Source organism: Streptomyces sp. NBC_00704, assembly GCF_036226605.1.
Taxonomy (GTDB): Bacteria; Actinomycetota; Actinomycetes; order Streptomycetales; family Streptomycetaceae; genus Streptomyces.
Genome location: NZ_CP109000.1, coordinates 2681562 through 2705182, shown reverse-complemented (window position 1 = coordinate 2705182; position 23621 = coordinate 2681562). Strand labels below are relative to the sequence as shown.

20 protein-coding genes are annotated in these 23621 nt (G+C 70.2%); 17 read left to right on the top strand and 3 right to left on the bottom strand.

What is annotated here, in order from left to right:
- Positions 1-52 precede the first annotated feature (52 nt).
- Entirely contained in the window at positions 53-1807 is a 1755-nt protein-coding gene (locus tag OG802_RS11880; protein WP_329409816.1) for a D-glucuronyl C5-epimerase family protein, read from the bottom strand.
- 533 nt (positions 1808-2340) lie between these two features.
- Here OG802_RS11880 and OG802_RS11875 point away from each other — a divergent pair.
- From OG802_RS11875 to OG802_RS11835, 9 genes are all read left to right on the top strand, one after another.
- Entirely contained in the window at positions 2341-2559 is a 219-nt protein-coding gene (locus OG802_RS11875; RefSeq protein ID WP_329409814.1) for a hypothetical protein, read from the top strand.
- Positions 2543-4492, top strand: a complete 1950-nt coding sequence (locus tag OG802_RS11870; RefSeq protein ID WP_329409813.1) for a polymorphic toxin-type HINT domain-containing protein — start codon at positions 2543-2545, stop codon at positions 4490-4492. Before OG802_RS11875 ends, OG802_RS11870 begins: the two co-directional genes overlap by 17 nt.
- A gap of 67 nt (positions 4493-4559) precedes the next feature.
- A complete protein-coding gene (locus OG802_RS11865) occupies positions 4560-5141 on the top strand; it encodes a hypothetical protein (RefSeq protein ID WP_329409811.1) in 582 nt (193 codons plus the stop codon).
- A 218-nt stretch (positions 5142-5359) separates the two neighbouring features.
- On the top strand, positions 5360-5680 hold the full coding sequence (gene rplU, locus OG802_RS11860) for a 50S ribosomal protein L21 (RefSeq protein ID WP_007381993.1): 321 nt from the start codon (positions 5360-5362) through the stop codon (positions 5678-5680).
- Between the two features lie 14 nt (positions 5681-5694).
- Positions 5695-5949: a 50S ribosomal protein L27 gene (gene rpmA / locus OG802_RS11855; RefSeq protein ID WP_007381992.1), complete on the top strand. Its 255-nt coding sequence runs from the start codon at positions 5695-5697 to the stop codon at positions 5947-5949.
- Between the two features lie 120 nt (positions 5950-6069).
- Complete coding sequence (gene obgE, locus OG802_RS11850) at positions 6070-7506, top strand: GTPase ObgE (protein ID WP_329409809.1); 1437 nt, start codon at positions 6070-6072, stop codon at positions 7504-7506.
- A gap of 940 nt (positions 7507-8446) precedes the next feature.
- Positions 8447-9946, top strand: coding sequence for a bifunctional cytidylyltransferase/SDR family oxidoreductase (locus OG802_RS11845; protein ID WP_329409807.1), 1500 nt, complete (start codon positions 8447-8449; stop codon positions 9944-9946).
- A gap of 158 nt (positions 9947-10104) precedes the next feature.
- A complete protein-coding gene (locus OG802_RS11840) occupies positions 10105-12207 on the top strand; it encodes a hypothetical protein (protein WP_329409804.1) in 2103 nt (700 codons plus the stop codon).
- 220 nt (positions 12208-12427) lie between these two features.
- On the top strand, positions 12428-13654 hold the full coding sequence (locus tag OG802_RS11835; RefSeq protein WP_329409802.1) for a glycosyltransferase family 2 protein: 1227 nt from the start codon (positions 12428-12430) through the stop codon (positions 13652-13654).
- Positions 13655-13715: 61 nt separating this feature from the next.
- Here the strand turns inward: OG802_RS11835 and OG802_RS11830 are convergent, their stop codons facing one another.
- Positions 13716-15104 carry a polysaccharide pyruvyl transferase family protein gene (locus tag OG802_RS11830; protein ID WP_329409801.1) on the bottom strand — a complete coding sequence of 463 codons (1389 nt, stop codon included), beginning with the start codon at positions 15102-15104 and terminating at the stop codon, positions 13716-13718.
- A gap of 331 nt (positions 15105-15435) precedes the next feature.
- On the opposite strand from OG802_RS11830, the gene proB reads away from it, so the two are divergent.
- From proB to OG802_RS11805, 5 genes are all read left to right on the top strand, one after another.
- A complete protein-coding gene (proB, locus tag OG802_RS11825) occupies positions 15436-16542 on the top strand; it encodes a glutamate 5-kinase (RefSeq protein WP_329417029.1) in 1107 nt (368 codons plus the stop codon).
- 181 nt (positions 16543-16723) lie between these two features.
- Positions 16724-17254, top strand: coding sequence for a hypothetical protein (locus tag OG802_RS11820; protein WP_329409799.1), 531 nt, complete (start codon positions 16724-16726; stop codon positions 17252-17254).
- A 514-nt stretch (positions 17255-17768) separates the two neighbouring features.
- Positions 17769-19055, top strand: coding sequence for a glutamate-5-semialdehyde dehydrogenase (locus OG802_RS11815; protein ID WP_329409798.1), 1287 nt, complete (start codon positions 17769-17771; stop codon positions 19053-19055).
- Positions 19056-19184: 129 nt separating this feature from the next.
- Positions 19185-19760, top strand: coding sequence for an SCO2584 family spore wall biosynthesis protein (locus OG802_RS11810; RefSeq protein WP_329409796.1), 576 nt, complete (start codon positions 19185-19187; stop codon positions 19758-19760).
- A gap of 137 nt (positions 19761-19897) precedes the next feature.
- Positions 19898-20968 carry an SCO2583 family membrane protein gene (locus OG802_RS11805; protein ID WP_329409795.1) on the top strand — a complete coding sequence of 357 codons (1071 nt, stop codon included), beginning with the start codon at positions 19898-19900 and terminating at the stop codon, positions 20966-20968.
- Between the two features lie 148 nt (positions 20969-21116).
- Here OG802_RS11805 and OG802_RS11800 read toward each other — a convergent pair whose 3' ends face one another.
- Positions 21117-22292, bottom strand: coding sequence for a M48 family metallopeptidase (locus OG802_RS11800; protein WP_329409793.1), 1176 nt, complete (start codon positions 22290-22292; stop codon positions 21117-21119).
- A gap of 135 nt (positions 22293-22427) precedes the next feature.
- Between OG802_RS11800 and OG802_RS11795 the strand changes: the two genes are divergently transcribed.
- The 3 genes from OG802_RS11795 (at position 22428) to nadD (ending at position 23621) form a co-directional block, all read left to right on the top strand.
- Complete coding sequence (locus OG802_RS11795; protein WP_329409791.1) at positions 22428-22589, top strand: hypothetical protein; 162 nt, start codon at positions 22428-22430, stop codon at positions 22587-22589.
- A gap of 143 nt (positions 22590-22732) precedes the next feature.
- Positions 22733-22897 (top strand): hypothetical protein, encoded by a 165-nt coding sequence (locus OG802_RS11790; RefSeq protein ID WP_329409789.1) that lies wholly within the window; start codon positions 22733-22735, stop codon positions 22895-22897.
- A gap of 97 nt (positions 22898-22994) precedes the next feature.
- Positions 22995-23621, top strand: a complete 627-nt coding sequence (gene nadD / locus OG802_RS11785; protein WP_329409786.1) for a nicotinate-nucleotide adenylyltransferase — start codon at positions 22995-22997, stop codon at positions 23619-23621.

Here is a 23621-nt window from a genome sequence, read left to right as displayed (position 1 = left end):
CCACGCGCGGGCGCACCGGACGGCACGGCTGCCGTCCGGTGCGCCCGCCCGGTCAGCTGTCGGCCAGCACCGGCCCGTTCGGCACCCAGTACCCGGTCAGTCCGCCGGCCGTGATGCGCAACATGGGCCGCCCGTTGACGATGGCCCGCTGGTCGAAGGGGGCCTTGGAGCTCTTGGCGAACTTCACCGTCTTCGTGGTGCCCGTCTTGCCGTCACTGCCGAACTTGATCGCGGTGATGGAGACGTTGGCCGGGAAGGTGGCCGTGCGGTTCGGCCGGTAGGTGGTCGGCAGGTGCACTCCGCGCAGGAACACGTTCGGGTAGTACTCCCCGACCCACCAGCCCGCGTAGGCGCCGGCGCTGATGCGGTAGTAGATCCCCCGCCCGTAGATGCGGCGGCGGACGTCCACGGGAGCCTGGGTGGCCTTGGTGAAGGTCACCTTCTTGGTCGCCTTCTGGGCGTCGTTCATCGTCGGCGACCAGCCGTACAGGGGGGCGCCCTGCGTCTTCAGCTGGTACAGCGAGTGCGTGCCCGCGGCGAACGCGACGACCGAGCCGGCCGGGAGGTTCTGGGCCGAGGGGTAGTCGTTGATCAGCGTGTCCTGCCGGTCGGCGAAGGCGGGACTGCCGGTCTGCCAGTGGAGCTGGCGGAACAGGTTGATGTGGTGCTGGTGGTAGCCCTTGGTCGGCACGCGGTGGGTGTTGCAGTAGTACGAGAGCCACTTCGCCTGACGCAGCCGCGGGAAGTGGTCGCGGATGGTGGTGACGGCGCCGTCGTAGAGCTTGAGGGCCAGCTCGTTGCCGGTGGCCATGTAGTAGTCCCAGACGCCGAAGGTGGCGAAGATCATCCCGTTGAACGTGTAGTCACCGGTGCCGGGGGTGGCGCCCGGGTACTCCTGGATCCACAGGTAACCGTCCTTGTCCCGGTTCACCACCCACGGCTTGGCGTTGTCGCCGCGCAGCAGCGAGGCGAACGCGCCGTCCGCCGCGGCCCGGTAGAGCTTGCGCTCCTCCTCGGTCACCCCGTCCAGCTGCGACAGCTGGATGAACAGGCTGATCGACTCGCCCTGCGCCATCCCGGAGTACCAGGGCGCCTTGTAGGTGACGCCGCTGTGCTCGGGATGGAACCAGTCGAAGGGATACGGGAAGTACCAGGCGCCGCGCGTCTCCACGCGCTTGTCGATGAGCCGCTTCGCCTGCGCCTTGGCGCGCTCCAGGAACAGCGCCTTGCGGGTGGGGTCGGTCGCGGTGCGGTAGCTGGAGACGCAGCCGAGCCCGAACTGGATCTGGGTGACGGGCTGGTCGTAGCCCGGGGTGTTGCGGTCGGGCCGGTACTGGACCGCGCCTTCGGCGTCGAGGTAGACGTTCTCGGTGTTGGGCGTGACGTTCGACCAGGTGGTGGGCCGGTCGCGCCAGGGCCGCATGTACTCGGGCAGCTCGTGGTCGAGCTGGTAGCCGGACGTCTTGAAGTCGAACGGCAGCTTGGTCGGCACGGAGCCCTCGTCGGGGTCCGGAGTGCCGCCGGTGTAGGGGATCCGGGTGCCCGGGCTCGGCGGCTTGATCACACCGTTCGCGAGCTGGTCCGGCAGTTCCGGCGCCGGCGGCTGGACGCTGCCGGGGGCGTCGGGAAGGCTCAGCACGAGCGAGCGCGGCACTCCGTCGATCAGGTTCTCGGGGGGCGAGTCGAGGATTCCCGTGGCCAGCGCGGTGAAGGTCCCCCCACCCACCACGGCCGCCCCGGCGACCGAACCGCCGGCCACCCGAATGAACCGCCTGCGCCCCAGCTCGACACGTCTTTTACCAGCCATGAACTTGCCTACCCCCCACGGGTGTTGATGGGCCACGCCGGGCCGCACAACGGTGAATGTTCTGTGCGGCCTTTGAACTCCCTGGACCAGTAAAGAAGCTGAACCGAACTGTGCGGAGGCGTTAATTGGGGCATGTGGGGGCGAGATGGGGTATTCGGCGAGGTGCCCAACACATCTGTGATGAAACTGTGATCCAGTGAATGGGATGAACTCGGACATGCATTCCCGGCGACGAGCGGGAGATCCGCGAAAGATCGGTGACCGTCGACCGACGGTACGGGGATGGTGACTTTTGGTGTCCGGGCCGGGGGGCGGCCAGGATGCCGAGGGCCGCGTGTTCGACCGGGTCCTGCCACCGGCCGAAGTCGCCGATCTGATGACCGTCGAACCGGAACGCCGGGGCTACTGGCTACTGCCAACTGGACGACGCGACCGGCGGAGTCTCACCGGAGGTCGGCGGCGGCCAAGCGCTGACCCTGGCGGGTGATGCCAAGGTCTACAAGCCTGCCGACCCTTTCGACAATGCCGCTCTGGTGGGCGACGGCAACCTGCCCCTCGACGGTGACGGCGACTACACGCCCACCGCCACTGCCCCGGTCACCGGGAACACCGGCTTCACGGTGACCGCTCGCGCCCAACTCACGTCGCTGGACGCGGAGAAGACACAGACGGTGCTGTCCCTGCCGGGCGCCAATGCCAACCGCGTCCAGGTCCGCTACCACGTCGCCGCCAACAGTGGGAACTGGCCGTAGCCAAGTCGGACGCGGCTGCCGCCGAACTGAGTCGCCGCACTGGACCGGCACCGGCAAGGTCAACGAGGTCATCAAGGCGAACGGCTCGAAGACGAGCTACGTGTACGACGCCGACGGCAACCGTCTGGTGCGCAAGGACCCCTCCGGGGCGACGGTCTACCTGCCGGGCACCGAGCTGAAGCTGTCGGCCGACGGCACCAAGAAGGAGACCACGCGCTACTACGGGTACGCCGGGCAGACCGTCGCGGTCCGCACCGCGGCGAAGGTCTCGTTCGTCGCCTCCGACCACCACGGCACCGGTGAACTGGCGATCGACTCCGTGACCGGTGCGATCTCGCAGCGCCGCTTCGACCCGTTCGGTGTCGACCGCGGCGAGAAGACCGGTGTCTGGCCGGGGGAGAAGGGGTACGTCGGCGGCACCATCGACGCCTCTACCGGCCTGACCCACCTCGGAGCGCGGGAGTACGACTCGGCGATCGGCAAGTTCATCTCGGTGGACCCGGTCATCGACTACACCCAGCCGCAGCAGATCAACGGCTACGCCTACGCCAACAACTCCCCGGTCACGCACGCCGACCCCAGCGGCATGATCGTCCCGGAGTGCCGTGAGGGCCTGATCGAGTGCCGCGGCGGAATAACGGTCACCAATGCGGACCCGGAAGTCTCCAAGGCGCAGTCCGACGTCAGCAAGGCGTCCAGTGACGTCGCGGTGGCGCAGCAGCAGCAGCAGCAGGCGTCCGCCCGGCAGCGCATCAAGTCCGCGGGCAAGGCCCTGATCAAGATCGCCCGGGACATCCTGGGCGTGGACGCGGCCCTGGACTGCATCTCCAGCGGCGACGTCGGGGCCTGCGGCGAGACGCTGCTCAACATCGCCGGAAGCTTCGCGGGCGGCCTGGCGGGCAAGATCCTCGCCAAGTACGGGGCGCCCTGGAAGTGGGCCAAGGGCATCAAGCTCGCCAAGCGGGTCACCGGCCTGGTCAAGGACATGATCGGCGGGGTCAAGGGCCTGTGGAACGCCAACAAGGCGGTGGGCCGGGCCAAGCTGGGCCTGTCCAAGGCGGCGGAGAAACTCGCCGAGGTCAGAAAGAAGGCCGCGGCGGCCCTCAAGAAACGAAAGAAGCTCGACGAACCCGAGTGCCACAGCTTCCTTCCTGGAACGAAGGTCCTGCTGGCGAACGGCTCGTCCAAGGCGATCGAGAAGGTGAAACTCGGCGACAAGGTCGTCGTCACCGATGCCAAGACCGGCAAGACGACCGTGCGCGAGGTCGCGGGCACGATCGTCACGCAGGACGACAAGTCCTTCGCCGACCCCACGATCAAGGGTAGGTCCGGTAAGCCGGAAGCTCTGATCGCCACGATTACCCATCCGTTCTGGGTCGCGTCGAAGAGCGCGTGGATCAAGGCGGGCGACCTCCGGCCCGGCATGAGGCTGCGTACTCCCTCCGGCGACACGGTCGAGCTCACGGCCGTACGTCACTTCGAACAGCGCCAGCGCACCCACGACCTCACAATCACCGGGATCCACTCCTACTACGTGGCCGCAGGTTCGACGCCGGTCCTGGTGCACAACTGCGACACGCTCGAGCTCAAGTACAAGGAAGGCTGGGACGAAACGCAGCGAGCCGAGGCCGACGCGAAGGTCGCGCATCTGAACCAGCTCGCCGAGGACGGCAAGTTGGTGAAGACGAAGTCGGTGCGTATCGAGAAGGGCTCGGCGGCGAGCCGACTCCGTAAGGCGGGCACCACCGTCCCAGACGGCTACCACGGCGACCACCTGCAGGATCTGCAGTTGGGCGGTACGGATACGCTCGATAACTTGGGACCGCTCGACGGAAGTGTGAACAGCAGTCTCGGATCGCAGATCGCCGGCAAGATCAAGAACCTGCCGATGGGTACCCGAATATGCAGCGTCACCATATGTGACCCGACATAGACCCGGCCCGCCGTCGGCCCCGGTCGACCGGGGCCGACGGCGGACGCGCATACGACCAGGAGTCGCCTTGTACGAGAATTTCCTCCGGCAGTACCCGCCGGACAACGCTCCCTCGGTGGTCGCCGCCCGCAACGAGCGGCTCGCCTCGCTCAGCGGGTACACCGAGCTTCTGGAAGTGGGCGCGGGCTCGTCCTTCGGCGACGGCATCCTCTACGTGCACACGCCGGAGGAGGCCGAGGAGGTCGCACAGCTGATCCTGGAGGCCTTTCCCGAGTTCCGCGGGCGTATCGCGCCGCTGGCCCAGGATTGGCTCGGGCGCCAGTACGCGATCGACCTCCTGCGGAGCACGGGGGACCAGGCGTCCTTCCTGCTGTTCGAGGTGGGGTCGGGGGAAGCGTTCGAGATCGACTGCGGGCTGCCGGCCCTCCTCGACGACGAGTTCCTCGGGGACCCGGACACATTCCTCGGTGCAGACCTCTACGCGGAATGGACCGCAGAACACGCCGTTCCCACTCCGCCGCGACGCTGCGTGGGCTTCAAGGCCCCTCTTTTCCTCGGGGGGCACGGCGAGGTCGCGAATCTGGAGGACTCGGACAGGTCGGTCTACTGGTCCCTCATGGGGCAGCTCCGCGCTGCGGCCCAGGGCTGAGCTCGTAGGCCGTCGAGCCATGCTCCGGGGCCCGGTTTGACCCCTCAAGCCGGGCCCCGTAGCCTGGTCCCTCGGCGTGTCGGTTGACGTGCCACATCTCCGTAAACCCTCTTCCTCCCGGGTACCGGTACCTAGGTGGCCGGGAGAGGCCGTCCGTGTTCGTTCCCGGGTGGCTGGACTGCGGGGATGCCGTCCCAGAGCGAGAGAGTGAGATCCGCGTGTACGCCATCGTGCGCAGCGGTGGTCGCCAGCACAAGGTTGCTGTCGGCGACATCGTTGAGGTTGACAAGATTTCCACTGCCAAGGTTGGCGACACGGTCGAGCTCTCGACCCTGCTCGTTGTCGACGGCGACGCTGTGACCAGCGACCCGTGGGTGCTGGCCGGCATCAAGGTCCAGGCCGAGGTCGTGGACCACCACAAGGGCGTCAAGATCGACATCCTTCGCTACAAGAACAAGACCGGTTACCGCCGTCGTCAGGGCCACCGCCAGCAGTACACGGCGATCAAGGTCACTGAGATCCCCGCGGCTGCGAAGTAAGGGACTGAGGAGACATGGCACACAAGAAGGGCGCATCGTCCACCCGGAACGGTCGCGACTCCAATGCCCAGCGGCTCGGCGTGAAGCGCTTCGGCGGTCAGGTCGTCAACGCGGGTGAGATCCTGGTCCGCCAGCGCGGTACGCACTTCCACCCCGGCGCGGGCGTCGGCCGTGGCGGCGACGACACGCTGTTCGCGCTGAACGCCGGTGCGGTGGAGTTCGGCACGCACCGTGGCCGCAAGGTCGTGAACATCGTTCCGGTCGCCTGATCGGAAGCTTTCGCGAGGCGGACCTCACTTCCCGTGCGGGAAGGCGGGTCCGCCTTTCGCGTGTTACGCAGTAGACAGATACGTACGTTTCGTTTTGTAGCCAGTGCTGGAGGCACCCAGATGACCACCTTCGTGGACCGCGTCGAACTGCATGTCGCCGCGGGTAACGGAGGCCACGGCTGTGCCTCCGTCCACCGTGAGAAGTTCAAGCCGCTCGGCGGCCCCGACGGGGGCAACGGCGGCCGTGGCGGCGATGTGATCCTGGTCGTCGACCAGTCGGTCACCACGCTCCTCGACTACCACCACAAGCCCCACCGCAGCGCCACCAACGGCAAGCCCGGCGAGGGCGGCAACCGGTCCGGCAAGGACGGCCAGGACCTGATCCTGCCCGTCCCGGACGGCACCGTCGTCCAGGACAAGGCCGGCAACGTGCTGGCCGACCTGGTCGGTCACGGCACCTCGTACATCGCCGCCCAGGGCGGCCGCGGCGGCCTCGGCAACGCGGCGCTGGCCTCGGCCCGCCGCAAGGCGCCCGGCTTCGCGCTGCTCGGCGAGCCCGGCGGCCTCCAGGACATCGTGCTGGAGCTGAAGACGGTCGCGGACGTGGCACTCGTCGGTTACCCGAGCGCCGGCAAGTCCTCGCTGATCTCCGTCCTGTCCGCCGCCAAGCCGAAGATCGCGGACTACCCCTTCACCACCCTCGTCCCGAACCTGGGCGTGGTCACGGCCGGCTCCACGGTCTACACCATCGCCGACGTGCCGGGCCTGATCCCGGGCGCCAGCCAGGGCAAGGGGCTGGGCCTGGAGTTCCTGCGCCACGTCGAGCGGTGCAGCGTCCTCGTGCACGTGCTGGACACCGCGACCCTGGAGTCCGAGCGCGACCCGCTCTCCGACCTCGACATCATCGAGGAGGAGCTCAAGCAGTACGGCGGCCTCGGCAACCGGCCGCGCCTCGTCGTGCTCAACAAGATCGACGTGCCGGACGGCAAGGACCTCGCCGAGATGGTCCGCCCGGACCTGGAGGCGCGCGGCTACCGCGTCTTCGAGGTGTCCGCGGTCGCCCACACGGGTCTGAAGGAACTGTCCTTCGCGATCGCCGAGATGGTGGCCGCGGCGCGCGCGGCCAAGCCGAAGGAGGAGGCGACCCGGGTCGTCATCCGCCCGAAGGCGGTCGACGACACCGGCTTCACCGTCTCGCTGGAGGAGGACGGCCTGTTCCGCGTCCGGGGCGAGAAGCCCGAACGCTGGGTGCGCCAGACCGACTTCAACAACGACGAGGCCGTCGGCTACCTCGCCGACCGGCTCAACCGCCTCGGCGTGGAGGACGCGCTGATGAAGGCGGGCGCCCGCGGCGGCGACGGCGTCGCCATCGGTCCCGAGGACAACGCGGTCGTCTTCGACTGGGAGCCGTCCGTCACGGCCGGCGCCGAGATGCTCGGCCGCCGGGGCGAGGACCACCGCTTCGAGGCCCCGCGTCCGGCGACCCAGCGCCGCCGGGACAAGCAGGCCGAACGCGACGAGGCGACCCAGGAGTTCGAGGGCTTCGAGCCCTTCTGATCCCCGCCCCCGCCTTCACCACCGAGGCAGGCACCCGATCCCGGGCGCCTGCCTCGGCGCGTTCCCGCACGGCCGCGGCGGCCCGTTTCCCGGGAGCACGGCCGCGGCGGCCCGCTTCCACGGGAGCCCGGCCGCAGCGGCCCGTTTCCACGGGCGGGGATGGGGCCAGCCTCCATGGGCCGGGACGAGACCAGCGGGCAGGGGACCGGAACCGGTGGTGGGCGCCGGACGGATATCGGTGGGTGCTCCTCCCGGCGCGCCCTCGGAAACCCCTCCTCCCGTTCCCGCGCGGCGACGCCGCCCCGCCCGTCGGTTTACGGTGACCCGCGTGTCACGCACGGTGGAGTGTTCTCGCGGGGGCGCCGGCACAGGAATTCCCGGGAATTCCGACAGGGAATTCACTGATATCGGCCCCGGCGGGGACCCGCACAATTCCGGGGCGGCCCGCCGTGGAGTGTCGTGCTTATGAAGGACAGGTGCAGCACCGTCGGCCGGGACGTGAAGATCCGGAACCGTCTCCGGAACCGTCTCCGGAACCGTCTCCGGAACCGTCTCCGGAACCGTCTGCGGAGCCGTCTCTGGAACCGCCTCCCGAACGCCTTCCGAAGCCCGCCGCGCCGGGGGCCGACGACGAGGCCCGCTGCGACCGCCCGCGCCGTCGGCGCCGTCGCGGCGGTGGCGGTGACCAGGGCGCCCCTCGGGGACCGTTAGAGTCACACCCGTCACCCCCGGCATCGGCAATGCGTTACTTCTGTGGAGTAACTCACAGGATTTCCCCGGGGCATCCGAGGGAAGCCGCGCCGATGCCTCGACAATCGTCCGCGTCGCAAGGTGAATGCCGGGTTGCGGGCACATTTGCAGCGAACGGCGCTCACCTTGCATCGCGGTAACCGCAAGTGGGACCATTTCCCCGTCCCTGTCGCCCCAAGGTAGGTCCCCTGTGTCCCAGCGCATAGCCAAGCCCCGTACCACCGCAGTGATCCTGGCCGGTGGCACCGGCCAGCGGGTGGGTCTGTCGATCCCCAAGCAGTTGCTGAAGATCGCCGGCAAGGCAGTCATCGAGCACACGCTGACCACCTTCGAGAAGGCGGCCTCGGTCGATGACATCATCGTGCTGATGGCGCCCGGCTATGTCCCCGACGTCGAGAAGATCGTCGCCAAGGCCGGGTTCACGAAGGTCCGGGCGGTCATCGAGGGCGGTGCCACGCGCAACGAGACCACCGAGCGCGCCATCGCGGCCCTGGGCGAGGGACTGGCCGAGGGCGAGGACCTCAACGTCCTCTTCCACGACGCCGTGCGCCCCCTGCTCTCGCAGCGCGTCATCGACGACTGCGTCACCGCCCTGGAGCGCTACCAGGCCGTCGACGTGGCCATTCCGTCCGCGGACACCATCATCGTCACGCGCACGCACGGCGAGGACGGCGAGTTCATCACCGAGATCCCGGACCGCTCCCGGCTGCGCCGCGGCCAGACGCCGCAGGCGTTCAAGCTGTCCACCATCCGGCGGGCCTACGAGGTGGCGGCGGGCGACCCCAACTTCCAGGCCACCGACGACTGCACGGTCGTCCTGCGCTACCTGCCGGACGTGCCGATCCACGTGGTCGCGGGCGACGAGTACAACATGAAGGTGACTCAGCCCGTCGACGTCTTCATCGCCGACAAGCTCTTCCAGCTGGCCTCCTCCGCGACCCCCGAGCAGAAGGGCGAGGAGGTCTACCGCGAGCTGCTCACCGGCCGGACCGTGGTCGTCTTCGGCGGCTCGTACGGCATCGGCAAGGACATCGCCGAGCTCGCCGAGTCCTACGGCGCCCGGGTCTACGCCCTCGGCCGCTCCACCACCGGCACGCACGTGGAGAACCCGGAGGAGGTCGACGACGCCCTGTCCAAGGCCTACAGCGAGACCGGCCGCGTCGACTACGTCGTCAACACCGCCGGAGTGCTGCGCATCGGCAAACTGGCCGAGACCGACAACGCGACCATCGAGGAAGCGCTGAAGGTCAACTACCTGGCGCCGGTTCAGATCGCACGTTCGGCTTACAAGTACCTGGCGGAGACCAAGGGCCAATTGCTGCTCTACACCTCCAGCAGCTACACCCGCGGGCGCGCCGAGTACAGCCTGTACTCCTCGACCAAGGCGGCCATGGTGAATCTCACCCAGGCGCTGTCCGACGAGTGGGCCGGTGACGGCATCCGGGTGAACTGCGTCAACCCCGAACGCACCGCGACCCCCATGCGTACGAAGGCCTTCGGGCAGGAGCCGGCGGGCAGCCTGCTGTCCTCCGAAGCCGTCGCCCGCACCTCCCTCGACGTGCTGCTTTCCGAACTCACCGGGCATGTCGTCGACGTCCGCCAGCAGGACCCGACGGCCGCCGCCGGCAAGGCCTCCGACTTCGAACAGGCCCTTGCCGGGGTCCTCGACCGACAGGACGGCGTGGCATAATCGAGGCCAAATAGCCATCGAATTTTCAGGCCTCTGTGGCTCCCGATTTACGGAGAATTCACAGAGGCCTGAATCCGTAAGACTCCCGAAACCTTCAAAAAGGATTTTCCGGACTTTCAGGCACCTATGACCGGCCCCCTCCCAGAGCAGGTTTCCCCGTGATATCCACCGCTATTCGCGTAGCCCGGGTGGGCAGCGCGGCCGAACTGGCCGCGGCGGTCCTCATGATGCTGGGCTACCCCGGCCTCATGGCGACCGCGCTCGTCCCGAGCGCTCCCGCCTTCGCCGTCGCGGCCGCCGTGACCTACCTGGCGGACCTCTACCTCCACCGCAGGCGCAGCCGTCTCATCGGGCTGTTGTCCAAGGTGCGAGCCGGTGTGTCCACCCGGTTCCTGGTGCGCGAGCTGCTGCTGATCCTGCTGCTGGCGAGACTCGACCTCTCGCAGGAACCGGTCTTCTACGCGGCGATCGCGTGCTTCACGGTGTTCTTCGGCCTTCAGGCCCCGCACGGCGCGCTGGTCACCCTGATCGGGAAGCGCCGCCAGATGCCGGTCGCGACGAGGAACGTCGACCTGGCCTCCCGGCTGCGCATCCCGGACGCCCCGCCGCGCCTGCTGCTCAACCGCGCCACGGTGAAGATGCTCCACCTCGACCTGGCGGCCGTCGTGGGCCTGCTCGTCGTCGCGATGGGCGACTCGGTGCGCCCCGGCTTCGCCGGCGTCGCCGTCACGCTCGGCCTGGGCGGGCTGTACGTCCTCGCGCTGGTGCCGTACCTGCGGGCCAGGCGGCTCCCGCCCAAGGCCCCCAAGGTGCTGGCCACCGTCAGCGCCTGGCTGCGCGAGTACCGGCCCGAGACGGTCCTGTACTTCTCCGGCTCCGACGACTCCGCCTATCAGGTCAACATGTGGCTGGAGACCATGGAGCAGATGGAGGCGCGGCCGCTGGTGATCCTGCGCGAGCGCGCCATCCTGGAGAACATGGCGCCCACGTCGGTCCCGGTCGTCTGCGTGCCCGGGGGGGTGCACCTGATGAACCTGGACCTGTCCATGGTGCGGGTCGCGCTGTACTGCGCGAACGTCGGCAAGAACATCCACCTGCTGCGCGTGCCGACCATGAAGCACGTCTTCATCGGCCACGGCGACAGCGACAAGGCCGCCAGCGTCAACCCGTTCAGCAAGGTCTACGACGAGGTGTGGGTCGCCGGCCGCGCGGGCCGCGACCGCTACGCCATCGCCGACGTCGGCATCCGCGACGAGGACGTCGTCGAGGTCGGCCGCCCGCAGCTGGCGTCCATCAGGCCGGGCGCCGGCGTGCCCGCCGACCGGATCCCGACCGTGCTGTACGCGCCCACCTGGGAGGGCTGGGACGACAACCCGGGCAACACCTCGCTGCTGCTGGCCGGCGAGAACATCGTGCGCAAGCTGGTCGCCGCCGACCCTCCGGTCCGCGTCCTGTACAAGCCGCACCCGTTCACCGGCACCCGCAACGCCAAGGCCGGCGCCGCGCACCGCCGGATCGTCGCCCTGATCAAGAAGGCCGCCGCCCAGCGCGCGAGCGACCCCCGCTTCACCGCGGACCCGGCGGCCCAGTCCCGGGCCAAGGCCGAGCTGAACCGGCTCAAGGCCCGCCTGGACGCCCTCTCGCTCGCCTTCGACGAGCGGGCCGACGAGGCGGTGACCAGCCGCGACGGCATCGTCGACGTCCGCAGGCACCAGGAGGCGGCCCGGCTGCGCGCCGAGTGGAACGAGACCTACTGGCGCTCCTTCCCCTCCTACGAGCACCGGGTGATCACCGGCGACTCGCCGCGTCTGTACGACTGCTTCAACGCGTCCGAGGCGATGGTCTCCGACATCTCCAGCGTCGTCTCCGACTTCATCGCGAGCGGCAAGCCGTACGCGGTCACGGACTCCGCCGAGCTGGGCGCGGAGGAGTTCAGGCGGCAGAACACCGCCGTGCGCGCCGCCGTGATCCTCGGCAACGACGCCGCCGAGCTGGACCGGCTCCTGGACGCCGTCCGCGACCCGGCCGGCGACCCGCTGGCGAAGGACCGCAAGGAGCTGAAGGAGTACCTGCTCGGATCCGACGAGCCCACCTCCCGCGAACGGTTCGACACCGCCGTCGCCGATCTCGCGCTGAAGGCCGAGGCCCGCAACGTCGGCCAGGCGTCCCTCCTGGTCGCGCCGGACGACATGCCGGACGGCGAGACGGACGCCGACAAGGACGCCGAGGCCGCACGGACCAAGGACGTCACCGCCGCCTGACGGCGCACGCCCCCGCAGCGCACGGCCCGCAGCGCACGGCCCTCAGCGCACCGCCCTGGGCCGGGGCCCCGGAGAGAACTCTCCGGGGCCCCGGCCTTTGGTGCATCCTGTGATGTGGAACACGTGTGGCGAGCCAGGCAACCCGTCCCGTCCATCCGTCGTCTTCCGGGTGTCCAAAGCGTTTCCGTGCCGGGGAACCGTCGCGTGGTGAGAGGGAACAGTGACCGTTGCGCAGCCTGACGTCACGGTGGTCATCGGGGCGTACGAAGCGATGCCGTATCTGGTGGACTGCCTGGCGTCGGTCGAGGCCCAGACCATGGACCCGGCACGCATCGAGGTCATCGCCGTCGACGACGGATCGCAGGACGGCACCGGGGACTGCCTCGAGGAGTTCGCCGCCCGCGTCCCCATGACCGTCACGGTGATCCGCCAGGACAACTCCGGCGGTCCCAGCGGCCCGCGCAACGTCGGCCTGTCCAAGGCCACCGGGCGCTACGTCTTCTTCCTCGACGCCGACGACCGGCTGGGCGCCGAGGCCCTGGAGCGCATGGTCGCCATGGCCGACCGCAACGGCACGGACGTGGTGCTCGGCCGGGTCGAGGGCATCAACCGCAAGCCGCCCCGGTCGATGTGGGGCGAGACCCTCGACCGCACCGACGTCTACTCGTCCAACATCAAGTTCACGCTCAGCGCGCAGAAGCTGTTCCGCCGGGAGTTCCTGGAGCGGCACGGCATGCGCTTCGACGAGTCGCTGTGGACCGGCGAGGACGCCCTGTTCACCATGGAGGCCTATCTGCGGGCCGACGGGGTCTCCGTGGTCGCCGACTACACCTGCTACTACCTGGTGGGCCGCACCGACGGCAAGCACGTGACGAAGAGCGGCAGTTACACCCTGCGCTTCGACTCCGCGCGCGCCCTGATGGGCCTGCTGGAGCGGCTCGTCCCGCCCGGCCCCAAGCGTGACGTGCTCATGGTGCGCCCGTTCCTCGTCACCGTGCTGCCGCAGTTCGGGCCCGTCTTCCTCAGGAACGACGAGGAGACCCGGCGTACCAAGCTGGAGCTGGCCAGGCCGCTGATGGACGCCTACTGGAACGAGGGGGTCGCCCAGCGCCTCCTGGTCCACGAACGGCTGCGCCTGGAGCTGGTGGCCCGCGGGCGCGCCGACCTCCTCGTGGACGTCCTGGAGTTCATCCGCGCCAAGAGCAGCCCGGAGCCCGTCCTGAAGAAGCGCGGCACCCAGCTCTACCTGGCCTATCCGCACTACGGCTCCGCGGAGGCCGGCGTCCCCGACCGGATCTATCTGGCGGAGCCCCGCGAGGCCAAGGCGTACCCCGGATGGCGCAAGAACGGCACCGAGACCCTCGTGCGCGGCTTCGTCCGCAAGGTCCGCCGCAGGTTGCGCCGTATGCGCCGCCCGGCCCGTCCGGGCGGCACGGCGGCCGCCTGAGGCGCCGGCCGGCACGCCGGCCCGTTCCTCGGACGGTCCACCGGGCGTCCGGCCCGGCGTCCTACTTGGCGGGCTTCAGCGCGCGGCGCAGCGGACCGCCCACGACGCGTCGGGCGCGCCGGTAGATCGAGGGGGCGGGAATGCCCGCGACCCCCTTCGCCCCGGACCGGCTCCTGGCCAGGTCGCGCTTCAACTGGGCGTTGTGGGAGTCCAGTTCGGCGATGCGCTGCTGAAGCCAGCCGAACCGGCTGGTCAGCGAGGCCAGGTCGGCGTCGTTCCAGGGGCGCACGCCCGGCGGGAAGGACAGCGAACGCAGCCGCTTGTCGAAGGCGGCCCCGCCGTCGCCGTGGGTGAAGGTGTTCCGCAGCCCGTTGCGGTCGAGGAACGCCGTGAACCGGTCGAAGCGGCCCTTGTGGTTGCCGGTGAGGGCGCTGAAGTCGGACTCCTCGTACAGCGCCGCCGGGTCGAGGTCCTCGGGCGCCTCGCTGAGCAGGCGGTGCGGTATCTCGAAGTAGCGGCACAGCTCCAGCGTGCGGGAGTCGAAGGCGAGGACGGTGGCGGGCGTCCCGGCCAGGAGCGCCGCGATGTTGCCGTGGATGCGCGAGCCGAACGAGAAGTCGAACTCCCGCAGGTCGTCGATCCAGGTCGACGGGTCCACGTACACCCGGACCTTGTCCTCGCGGTACATCGGGTGGTCCGGATGCGTCGGCATCTGCGTCATCCGGCCGGCCGGCGAGTCCACGTCCCGCCAGTGCAACTGCCGCGCGTCGGTGAGGTTCTGGCCTATGTAGCGCAGGTGCGGATACCGGGCGTGGGCATGGCCGATGATCCGGTGCAGGCCGCCGCCGCGCACCGCGGTGTGCGAGCCGTTGACGGCGATCCTCGACTGCTCCGTCAGCGCCGGCGCCTTCTTCTCCACGGGGAGGCGGTCGCCGTACAGGAACATCGAGGGGCAGCCGATGACCTCGACGTCGCGGAAGCCCATGTCGTTGAGGTACTTCTCGGTGAACTCGCCCCGCACGCCGATGGAGGCGCTGTGGTCCAGCACGGCCGCGCAGAACGCCCGCACACTGGGTTCCATCGCCTTCAGCCGCTCCGGGATCGGCCCCAGGGGCGCCTGCGCGCCGACCCCGAGCACCACGACCGGGATCCGCAGCTTCCCGATCAGCCGGGTCAGCCGCTGCAGCGACGGCTCGAAGGTCGGCCGGAAGGCGTTGGCGAGGGGCACGACGAACGCGTCGTACTCCTCGTTGATCCGGGCCGCCGCGCTCACGTCCGTCCGCATGCCGTTCGAGACGACCTCGGTGTCCGGCGCCTGAAGGATCTTGTGGGCGGCGTCGCTGAAGATCAGGTTGCCCGCGTTGGTGGCGATCACGTCGCGGTGGAGGGCTTCCTCCACCGGAACGACGTCGAAGGGGCTCTTCCCCGATCGGAGGAGTATGCGCTTCACATGGCGAACTGTAGGTCACGCAAACTTCAAAATAAATTTGTCTTCTCTTCGCATCACATGAGGAACCGCCACCTTCTCTTTGCCGTACGCAAAGCGTGAGCGAACCGTTACCCGGGCGGCCCCGTCCGGGCAGTGAAACCGCCGCGCGACCCGCGCCCCCGTTCGCGTAGATTGCCGGAAAGACAGCCGTGCCGTGGACAGCCGTGGAGCCGCGGACAGCCATGGGCCGTCATGGACAGCCGTGGGCAGCCGTGGACAGTCATGGGCAGCCGCGGACAGCCGTGGCCTATCGCGAGGAGCGCAGAACAAGGTGGCAGGGGCAAGGCAGGCTGTGAGCGAGGCCCGCAGGATCGTCGTCAAGGTCGGCTCCTCGTCGCTGACCACCGCCGCCGGCGGCCTGGACGCCGACCGGGTCGACGCACTCGTCGACGTCCTCGCCAAGAGCCGCAGCGGAGGGGAGAAGGAGGTCGTCCTCGTCTCGTCCGGCGCCATCGCCGCCGGACTCGCGCCGCTGGGCCTGCGCCGCCGCCCCAAGGACCTCGCCCGCCAGCAGGCCGCCGCCAGCGTCGGCCAGGGACTGCTCGTGGCCCGCTACACCGCCTCCTTCGCCCGCTACGGCGTCCGCGTCGGGCAGGTGCTGCTGACCAGCGACGACATGAGCCGGCGCGCCCACCACCGCAACGCCTCCCGCACCCTCGACGAACTGCTCGCGATGGGCGCGTTCCCGGTCGTCAACGAGAACGACACCGTCGCCACCGACGAGATCCGCTTCGGCGACAACGACCGGCTCGCCGCCCTCGTCGCCCACCTCGTCCACGCCGACCTGCTGGTCCTGCTGTCCGACGTCGAAGGCGTCTACGACGGCGACCCCAGCAGGCCGGGCACCTCGCGGATCGCCGAGGTACGGACACCGCAGGACCTGGCCCACGTGGAGATCGGCAGCGCCGGCAAGGCGGGCGTCGGGACCGGCGGCATGGTCACCAAGGTCGAGGCCGCCCGGATCGCGGCCGCCGCCGGCATCCCCGTGGTCCTCACCAGCGCCGTCCACGCGGCCGAGGCCTTCGCCGGCGGGGACACCGGCACCTTCTTCCACGCCACCGGCAAGCGCTCGGCCGACCGGCTGCTGTGGCTGCAGCACGCCTCCACCCCACAGGGGTCGCTGACGCTGGACGACGGCGCGGTGCGCGCGGTCGTCGAACGGCGCACCTCGCTGCTGCCGGCTGGGATCGCCTCCGTCGAGGGCGAGTTCAGCGCGGGCGACCCCGTCGAGCTGCGCGACGTCCGGGGGCGCGCGGTCGCCCGCGGGCTCGTCAACTTCGACGCCAAGGAGATCCCTCAGCTGATCGGGCGGTCGACCAGGGAACTGGCGCGGGAACTGGGCGCCGAGTACGAGCGCGAGGTCGTGCACCGGGACGACCTGGTGATCCTCCACCCGTAAACCCGCTCGAACGGAACGTACCGGTGGGGGACGTTCCGTGAAACCGCCCCACGGAGCCGTGCGGCCTGCTCAACTTTGTTCTCAGGGACGGACCACGGGTCCGTCACGGGGACAGGCCGCGGGCGTCCGGTGGGCGAACGCGGCACACGATCCGCACGAGCGCTGCGTGAAGGAGGCCGTCGTGAGACGAGTGCGCCCTGGGGTGGCAGCGGCCCGTGGGAGTACCGGCGGGGCCGGCGGGACGGCGTCGCGCACGGCGGGTGCGCCGGCGCGTGCGCCCGGCGAGGAGCGGGCCCTGACCAGCGTGGCCGCCGGCGAGACATACCGGGCCCGGGAGAGGACCGAGCCGAAGGGCGGGCACCCGGTGGACGTCCCCCGGCTGTGGCACGTGACCCTCAGCGTCTCCGGTGAGCGGGCTCCGCTGAAGGAGGTCCGGCGCGCTCTCGAACAGCTCGCCCACGACCATCCCTTCCTCCTGACCAGCAGATACGCGGGCGACCACGCCGAGATCCGGTACTGGGAGGAGGCCCGCGACCTGCACGACGCGGCCGCGGTCGCCCTGCGCCTGTGGGGCGAGCACCGCCAGACCGCCGGACTGCCCCCGTGGGAGATCGTCGGCCTGGAGGTCATCGACCGCCAGACCTACCACCAGCGCATCGCCGCGGGCTACGGCCCGGCCCCGGCGACCCCGGTAGGGGTCCACCCGTACTGAACCCCTACCGCCCCCTGCCGAAGCCCTACTGAAGCCCTACTGACTGCGTGTCCGGTCGCGCGGACCTCCGTCGCCCGGCGCTCGTGGCCTGAGCAGCGCGTAGCGCGTGGAATCGGCCCGGAGCCCGAGGTAGGGAGCCCCTGGCTCATGGCCTGCGGCCTGCGGCCTGCGATCCATCGCCGGTCGCCGGTCGCCGGTCGCCGTCTCCGGGCCTCCGCGGGGTGGCGCTCCGACGTCCGCGGGCGGGCCCGTCCCCGGCGGGGGCGCCCCGGAGGTGCATCGGGGGCGCAATGGGCTCAAGCGCCAAGGGACCAAGGCCGGCCGGGGGCCAGGTGGCGGGCGGACTGGGAGGGCCTTGGGGGCCTCGGGTGTCGCGGGACGTCTCGGGCGCCTCCCGGATGTCTGGACGTCTCGGGTGGCTCCCGGATATCTCTGGGGCCCCCGGATGTCTCGGGATGTCTCGGGGTGTGGAACGAGCCGGGAGGCGGCCGGTGCGGCGCACTACCCTTCCCTTATGACCACGCTCTCGCCGTACGACTCCATGTCCCCGGTCACCCGCGCCGCCTACCGCGCCAAGGCGGCTGCCGCCGACCTCGCGCCGCTGCCGCGCGCCGTGAAGGACGACGCGCTGCTCGCCATCGCGGACGCGCTGGAGGTCCGCACGAGCGAAATCGTCGAGGCCAACGCCAAGGACATCGCCAGGGCTCGGGAGGCCGGCACCAGCGAGGCCATCGTCGACCGGCTGACCCTCACCCCGGAGCGGGTGCGGGCCATCGCCTCGGACGTCCGGGACGTCGTCGCCCTGCCCGACCCCGTCGGCGAGGTCGTCCGGGGCTCCACCCTCCCCAACGGCATCGACCTGCGCCAGGTCCGGGTCCCGCTCGGGGTCGTCGGCATCATCTACGAGGCCCGCCCGAACGTCACGGTGGACGCCGCCGCCCTCTGCCTGAAGTCGGGCAACGCGGTGCTGCTGCGCGGCTCGTCCTCCGCCTACGAGTCGAACACCGCCCTGGTCAGGGTGGTCCGTGACGCCGTCGGCGGGGCCGGGCTGCCCGCCGACGCCGTCCAGCTGGTGCCCGGCGAGGGTCGCGAGAGCGTCGGCGAGCTGATGCGCGCCCGCGGACTGGTCGACGTCCTCATCCCGCGCGGCGGCGCGTCGCTCATCCGGACCGTGGTCACGGAGTCCACCGTCCCGGTCATCGAGACCGGCACCGGCAACTGCCACGTCTACGTCGACGCCCACGCCGACCTCGACATGGCGATCGACATCCTGATCAACTCCAAGGCGCACCGGGTCAGCGTCTGCAACGCCGCCGAGACCCTCCTGGTGCACCAGGACATCGCCCCCGCGTTCCTGCCGCGGGCCCTCGACGCCCTCGCCGAGGCGGGCGTGACCGTCCACGCCGACGAGCGTGTCCTGGCGTACGCCGAGGACTCCAAGGCGACGGTCGTGGAGGCCACCCCCGAGGACTGGGAGACCGAGTACCTCTCCCACGACATCGCCGCCGCCGTCGTCGACTCGCTGGACCGGGCCGTCGAGCACATCCGGCTGTGGACCTCCGGTCACACCGAGGCCATCGTCACCACCTCGCAGCAGGCGGCCCGCCGATTCACCCAGTTGGTGGACTCCACCACCGTGGCCGTGAACGCCTCCACCCGCTTCACCGACGGCGGTCAGTTCGGCTTCGGCGCGGAGATCGGCATCTCCACCCAGAAGCTGCACGCCCGCGGCCCGATGGGCCTGCCGGAGCTGACCAGCACCAAGTACATCGTCACCGGCGACGGGCACGTACGGCGCTGACCGGCGCCGCCGCGTCCGCCTGCGGAGGCCGGCGGACCCGGTCGCCGGCGGCCGTGACAGGCGTCTCATCCGGCGGACGAATTTCCCTACCGCCTGCCCAAATTGACCCCCCAGGTCTACTCTGGAACCGTGCCGGAGGACGTGGGGGGTATGCCGTTCCCTGACGGCTGGGAGCCCGACGACGATCACGACCGCGGGGTGTCGGACGAAGAGTTCGCCTCCGTGGTCTTCGACGAGGCCTTCGTACAGGCGGCCGTGGTGCACGAGCCGACCGCCGTCGAACGTCTCCTGGCCGCCGCCGAGGCCAGAGCCAGGGCCTCCGAGGCCGAGGCCCGCAGAGCCCGCGCCCGAGGCGACCGCTATGACGACCCCTACGGGACCGGCGGTTTCGGCCATGATCCCGACCTCGACGACCCGGACGACGCCGACCTCGCCGAAGCCTGGGAGCGCGGCTACGGCATGCCCGGCGCGTACGGCAAGCAGATCCGCTGGCATCGTGCGGTGGCCTGGATGCTCGCCGTCGTGATGGGTATCGGCATGGTCGCGCTGGCCTTCGCCGCGGTCTACCGGGGCGGCTCCTCGGACAGCCGCGACCAGGTGCCGGCGCCCGCCACGACCGGCCTCGAACAGGGGAGTGTGCCGCCCCCCTCCGCCTCCGCCGACTCTTTCCGGCCACCCGTCTCCGCGGCTCCCCGCACCCACTGAACACGTGTGCGACGCAGGGCTGTGCGAAGGTGCTGCGCAGAGCGGTGAGGGCGGGCCGGTAAAGCTGGTGAGTACCTGTCAGAAGTTGCGGTATGGCGGGGCGTTTACCCGAGCTCCACGCGACCTACTCTGAAAGTATGGCCGGGCCTGGAGACCCGCCGGAGGGGACACCCGACGGCACTTCCGGAAACGCAGAGGACGAGTACCGATCCGTCGTCTTCGACGAATCGTTCGTCCGCGCTGCCCGTATCCAGGAGTACTCGGCAGAGGAACGCCTGAGCGACCACGCCCCCGCCGTCCGCCGCCGCCCGCCCCTGCGCCGGGGACTCTCGCGGCAGGCGCTGATCCTCGTCCTGCTGATCGCCGTCGCCTTCGGCACGGCCGTCTACCTGGGCCTGCGCAGTCCCTACCAGAACCAGGCGCTGCGCCGGGCCGTCGAGCCCTTGCGGATGACGGTCATCCCCCTCTCGCCGCAGGGCGTCGTGCCCGGGGCGTCCACCCCGGAGGCGCTGTTCGCCCACAGCCCCGCCGCGCAGTTCCGCATCGGCGCCGAAGGCATCCCGCTGCCCGCCTCCCGGCGGACCGCGCACTTCTCCGACAGCCAGGTGGTCACCGCTCTGACCACGGCCAAGGACTACCTCGTGCACTCCTCTCTCTACCCGGAGGTGCTCACCGGACAGCAGGTCCGGCCCGTGCGCGCCCTGGTGGACGCCGACCAGCTCGACCAGTTCGACGAGAGCTTCAGCCGCCCGACCGCCGACGGACGGCACGCGCCGACCGGCTGGCTGATCCGCTTCGACCCCGCCCGGGTGCAGCTGGCCGACACCAGGATCCGCGTCCAGGGGACCCTGCGCGCCGCCGAGACCGACTCCGCCACCCTCGAGGTGACCGCCGACCACACCTTCGTGTACGCCCTGCGCCCCACCGGCGCGCAGACGGGCGCCGAGGCCTCCCTCTTCACCGTCCGACGCGAGCTGCACTTCCGCTTCGACCGCGTCGACCTGCGCACCCACCAGGTCCAGCTGAGCGTGTCCTACGTCCAGGCCGGCCCGCTCTCCTGCGCTGAGGACTCCACGAACCACCTGCGGCCCCTGCTCGCAGGCCAGACCGCGAAGGCGGGCGGCCCGGCCGGCACGGACCCCTACGCGACCGACGACGCGACAGCCCTGTGCGGGGCGCTGGCGACGAGCGCCCAGCCCAAGGTGTGACCTGTCCGGGGGCTGTGACCTGCCCGGGGACGGTCCGGTGCCGGGCCGGGGGGTAGCGGTGGGCCTGCGCGGCAGGGCCGCGCGGCAGGGCGGTCGCCCGGCGACCGCCCGGCGACCACCCGGCACCGTCAGGCCCGCGCGGCCGCCCTCAGGTCGCGTCGCGCGGAGGCGTCTGCGAGGGTCCGTCGGTGTTGTCCGATCCGCCCGTGCCGTCCTCGCCGTCGGTGCCGCCGCCCTTCGAGCCGTTGCGCGGCGAAGCGTCGTCCGACGGAGCCGGGCCGGTGAAGCCGCCGAAACCGCGCCGCACCCTGCCGCCCAGGTCCCCCGCGCCGCCGGCTATGTCGCTGACCAGCTTCATCAGCGGATCCTTGGAACTCTTCACGCTGGTCGCGTAGTGAGCGGCCGATTCCCGGAACGAGTCCGTGACCGAGGTGTCCTTGTCCTCGCCGCGCCGCGGATAGTGACCGTCCATGATCCGCTGGTGGTCGCGGGACTCCGCCCACTTCTTCAGCTCGGCCGCGCGCACCGTGGAGAAGGGGTGGGTGCGGGGCAGCACGTTGAGGATCTTCAGCACCGAGTCGCGCAGGTCACCGGCGGCCTCGTACTCCTCCGCCTGCTGAAGGAACGCGTCCACGTTCATCTCGTGCAGGTGGTTGCCGCCGGCGATCTTCATGAGGCCGCGCATCGACGCCTGCAGGTCCTGGCCGACGAGGAGACCCGCGCGGTCGGCGGACAGCTCCGACTTGCGGAACCATTCGCGCAGCGCCGTCACGATCGCCATGATCGCGAGGTTGCCCAGCGGGATCCAGGCGACCCGGATGGCCAGGTTCGTCAGGAACAGCAGGATCGTGCGGTACACGGCGTGCCCGGACAGGGCGTGGCCCACCTCGTGCCCGACGACCGCGCGCATCTCCTCCTCGTCCAGCAGTTCGACGAGACCGGTCGTGACGACGATGATCGGCTCGTCCAGGCCGATGCACATCGCGTTGGGCTGCGGATCCTGGTTGACGTACATGGGCGGGACCTTCTCCAGGTCCAGGATGTAGCAGGCGTCCCGCAGCATGTCGTTGAGATGCGTGAACTGCTGGTCGGACACCCGCACCGAGTCCGACAGGAACAGCAGTCTCAGACTGCGCTCCGGCAGCAGTCCGCTGAGCGCCTTGAACACCGTGTCGAAGCCGCTGAGCTTGCGCAGCGCCACCAGCGCGGAGCGGTCCGCGGGGTGCTCGTACGCGCGCGAGGAGATTCCGGGGAAGCGCCTGCGCCGCCTGCTCGGCACCTTCTCGTGACCGGCGCCGTGCTGCTCGTGGCCTTCGTCCGACATGTCTTCCCCCAGTGCGTCTGTATCGCCTTACCTGACCCTTTGCGGACCCTTGTGCGGCCCTTTGCGCCCCCGGAGCGGAACCCGGCCCCGGCGGCGTTACCGTGGACGGGCACCACACCTAAGGAGTCCCGCGCCATGGAGCACCACCCCGCAGCCGCCTGGCTCGGCCAGGCCGCCGTCGCCGCCCAGCAGCAGGGGGCGGGGAATCTGCTCCGCGTCGTACTGATCGTGATGGTTCTGGGCTGTGTGTTCACCGCGTGGTTTCTGCTGCGGGGCTACAAGCGGAAAGACGACTGAGCCGTCGCGAAGGTTCCCAATGGCGGAGTCGGCGTGATCGCCGCCGAGCCTCACGCTTACCATGGGCCGACGTCTTTCCCGCCTTCCCCCACTCTCGGTCCCGGCCGAGCGGGGGGACCTCCATCGGATAGGTCCTGCCGAAGATGAGCCTTCACAGCGCCGCTGCCCAGTTGGTCACCCTCGCCGCCGAGGGCGAGGAGCACGGTGGCAACCACGAGAGCCTGAGCCCCCTGGTCACCGGTGGCGGCGCGTTCCTCATCCTGCTGCTCCTGCTGTGGATCACCACCCGCTTCAACCGCGACCGCTGAGACGACGCGTGTTCAGCGACGGGCAGTCCGGCATAGCGGGACGCTCCGGGCAGCCGCCGGCCGGGGCCCCGGAACCGGGCCGGTAGGGTCTGCACGCATGGGAGAGCAGGACATGCCTACCGGCCCGAGGAACCCGGGCAAGCGCCGCCTCGGCGTCATGGGCGGAACGTTCGATCCGATCCACCACGGACACCTCGTGGCGGCCAGCGAGGTCGCCGCGCAGTTCCACCTGGACGAGGTCGTGTTCGTGCCGACCGGACAGCCGTGGCAGAAGAGCCACCGCAGTGTCTCCCCGGCCGAGGACCGCTACCTGATGACGGTCATCGCGACCGCCGAGAACCCGCAGTTCTCGGTCAGCCGCATCGACATCGACCGCGGCGGCCCCACCTACACCGTGGACACCCTCCGCGACCTGCGGGCCCTCAACCCCGACACGGACCTGTTCTTCATCACCGGCGCCGACGCCCTGGGCCAGATCCTGACCTGGCGGGACAGCGAGGAACTGTTCGCCCTCGCGCACTTCGTCGGCGTCACCCGGCCCGGGCACAACCTCATGGACCCCGGCCTGCCCGAGGGCGGCGTCTCGCTCGTCGAGGTCCCCGCGCTCGCCATCTCCTCGACGGACTGCCGTGCGAGAGTCGCCAAGGGCGACCCCGTCTGGTATCTGGTGCCCGACGGAGTCGTGCGCTACATCGACAAGCGCGAGCTGTACCGCGGCGAGTGA

Excerpts from the sequence above, each read along its gene's own strand:
- rpmA (WP_007381992.1), top strand. The coding sequence starts at position 5,695 with ATGGCACACAAGAAGGGCGCATCGTCCACCCGGAACGGTCGCGACTCC.
- OG802_RS11880 (WP_329409816.1), bottom strand. The coding sequence starts at position 1,807 with ATGGCTGGTAAAAGACGTGTCGAGCTGGGGCGCAGGCGGTTCATTCGG.
- OG802_RS11805 (WP_329409795.1), top strand. The coding sequence starts at position 19,898 with ATGGCCGGGCCTGGAGACCCGCCGGAGGGGACACCCGACGGCACTTCC.
- obgE (WP_329409809.1), top strand. The coding sequence starts at position 6,070 with ATGACCACCTTCGTGGACCGCGTCGAACTGCATGTCGCCGCGGGTAAC.
- OG802_RS11795 (WP_329409791.1), top strand. The coding sequence starts at position 22,428 with ATGGAGCACCACCCCGCAGCCGCCTGGCTCGGCCAGGCCGCCGTCGCC.
- nadD (WP_329409786.1), top strand. The coding sequence starts at position 22,995 with ATGGGAGAGCAGGACATGCCTACCGGCCCGAGGAACCCGGGCAAGCGC.
- OG802_RS11800 (WP_329409793.1), bottom strand. The coding sequence starts at position 22,292 with ATGTCGGACGAAGGCCACGAGCAGCACGGCGCCGGTCACGAGAAGGTG.
- OG802_RS11815 (WP_329409798.1), top strand. The coding sequence starts at position 17,769 with ATGACCACGCTCTCGCCGTACGACTCCATGTCCCCGGTCACCCGCGCC.
- OG802_RS11790 (WP_329409789.1), top strand. The coding sequence starts at position 22,733 with ATGAGCCTTCACAGCGCCGCTGCCCAGTTGGTCACCCTCGCCGCCGAG.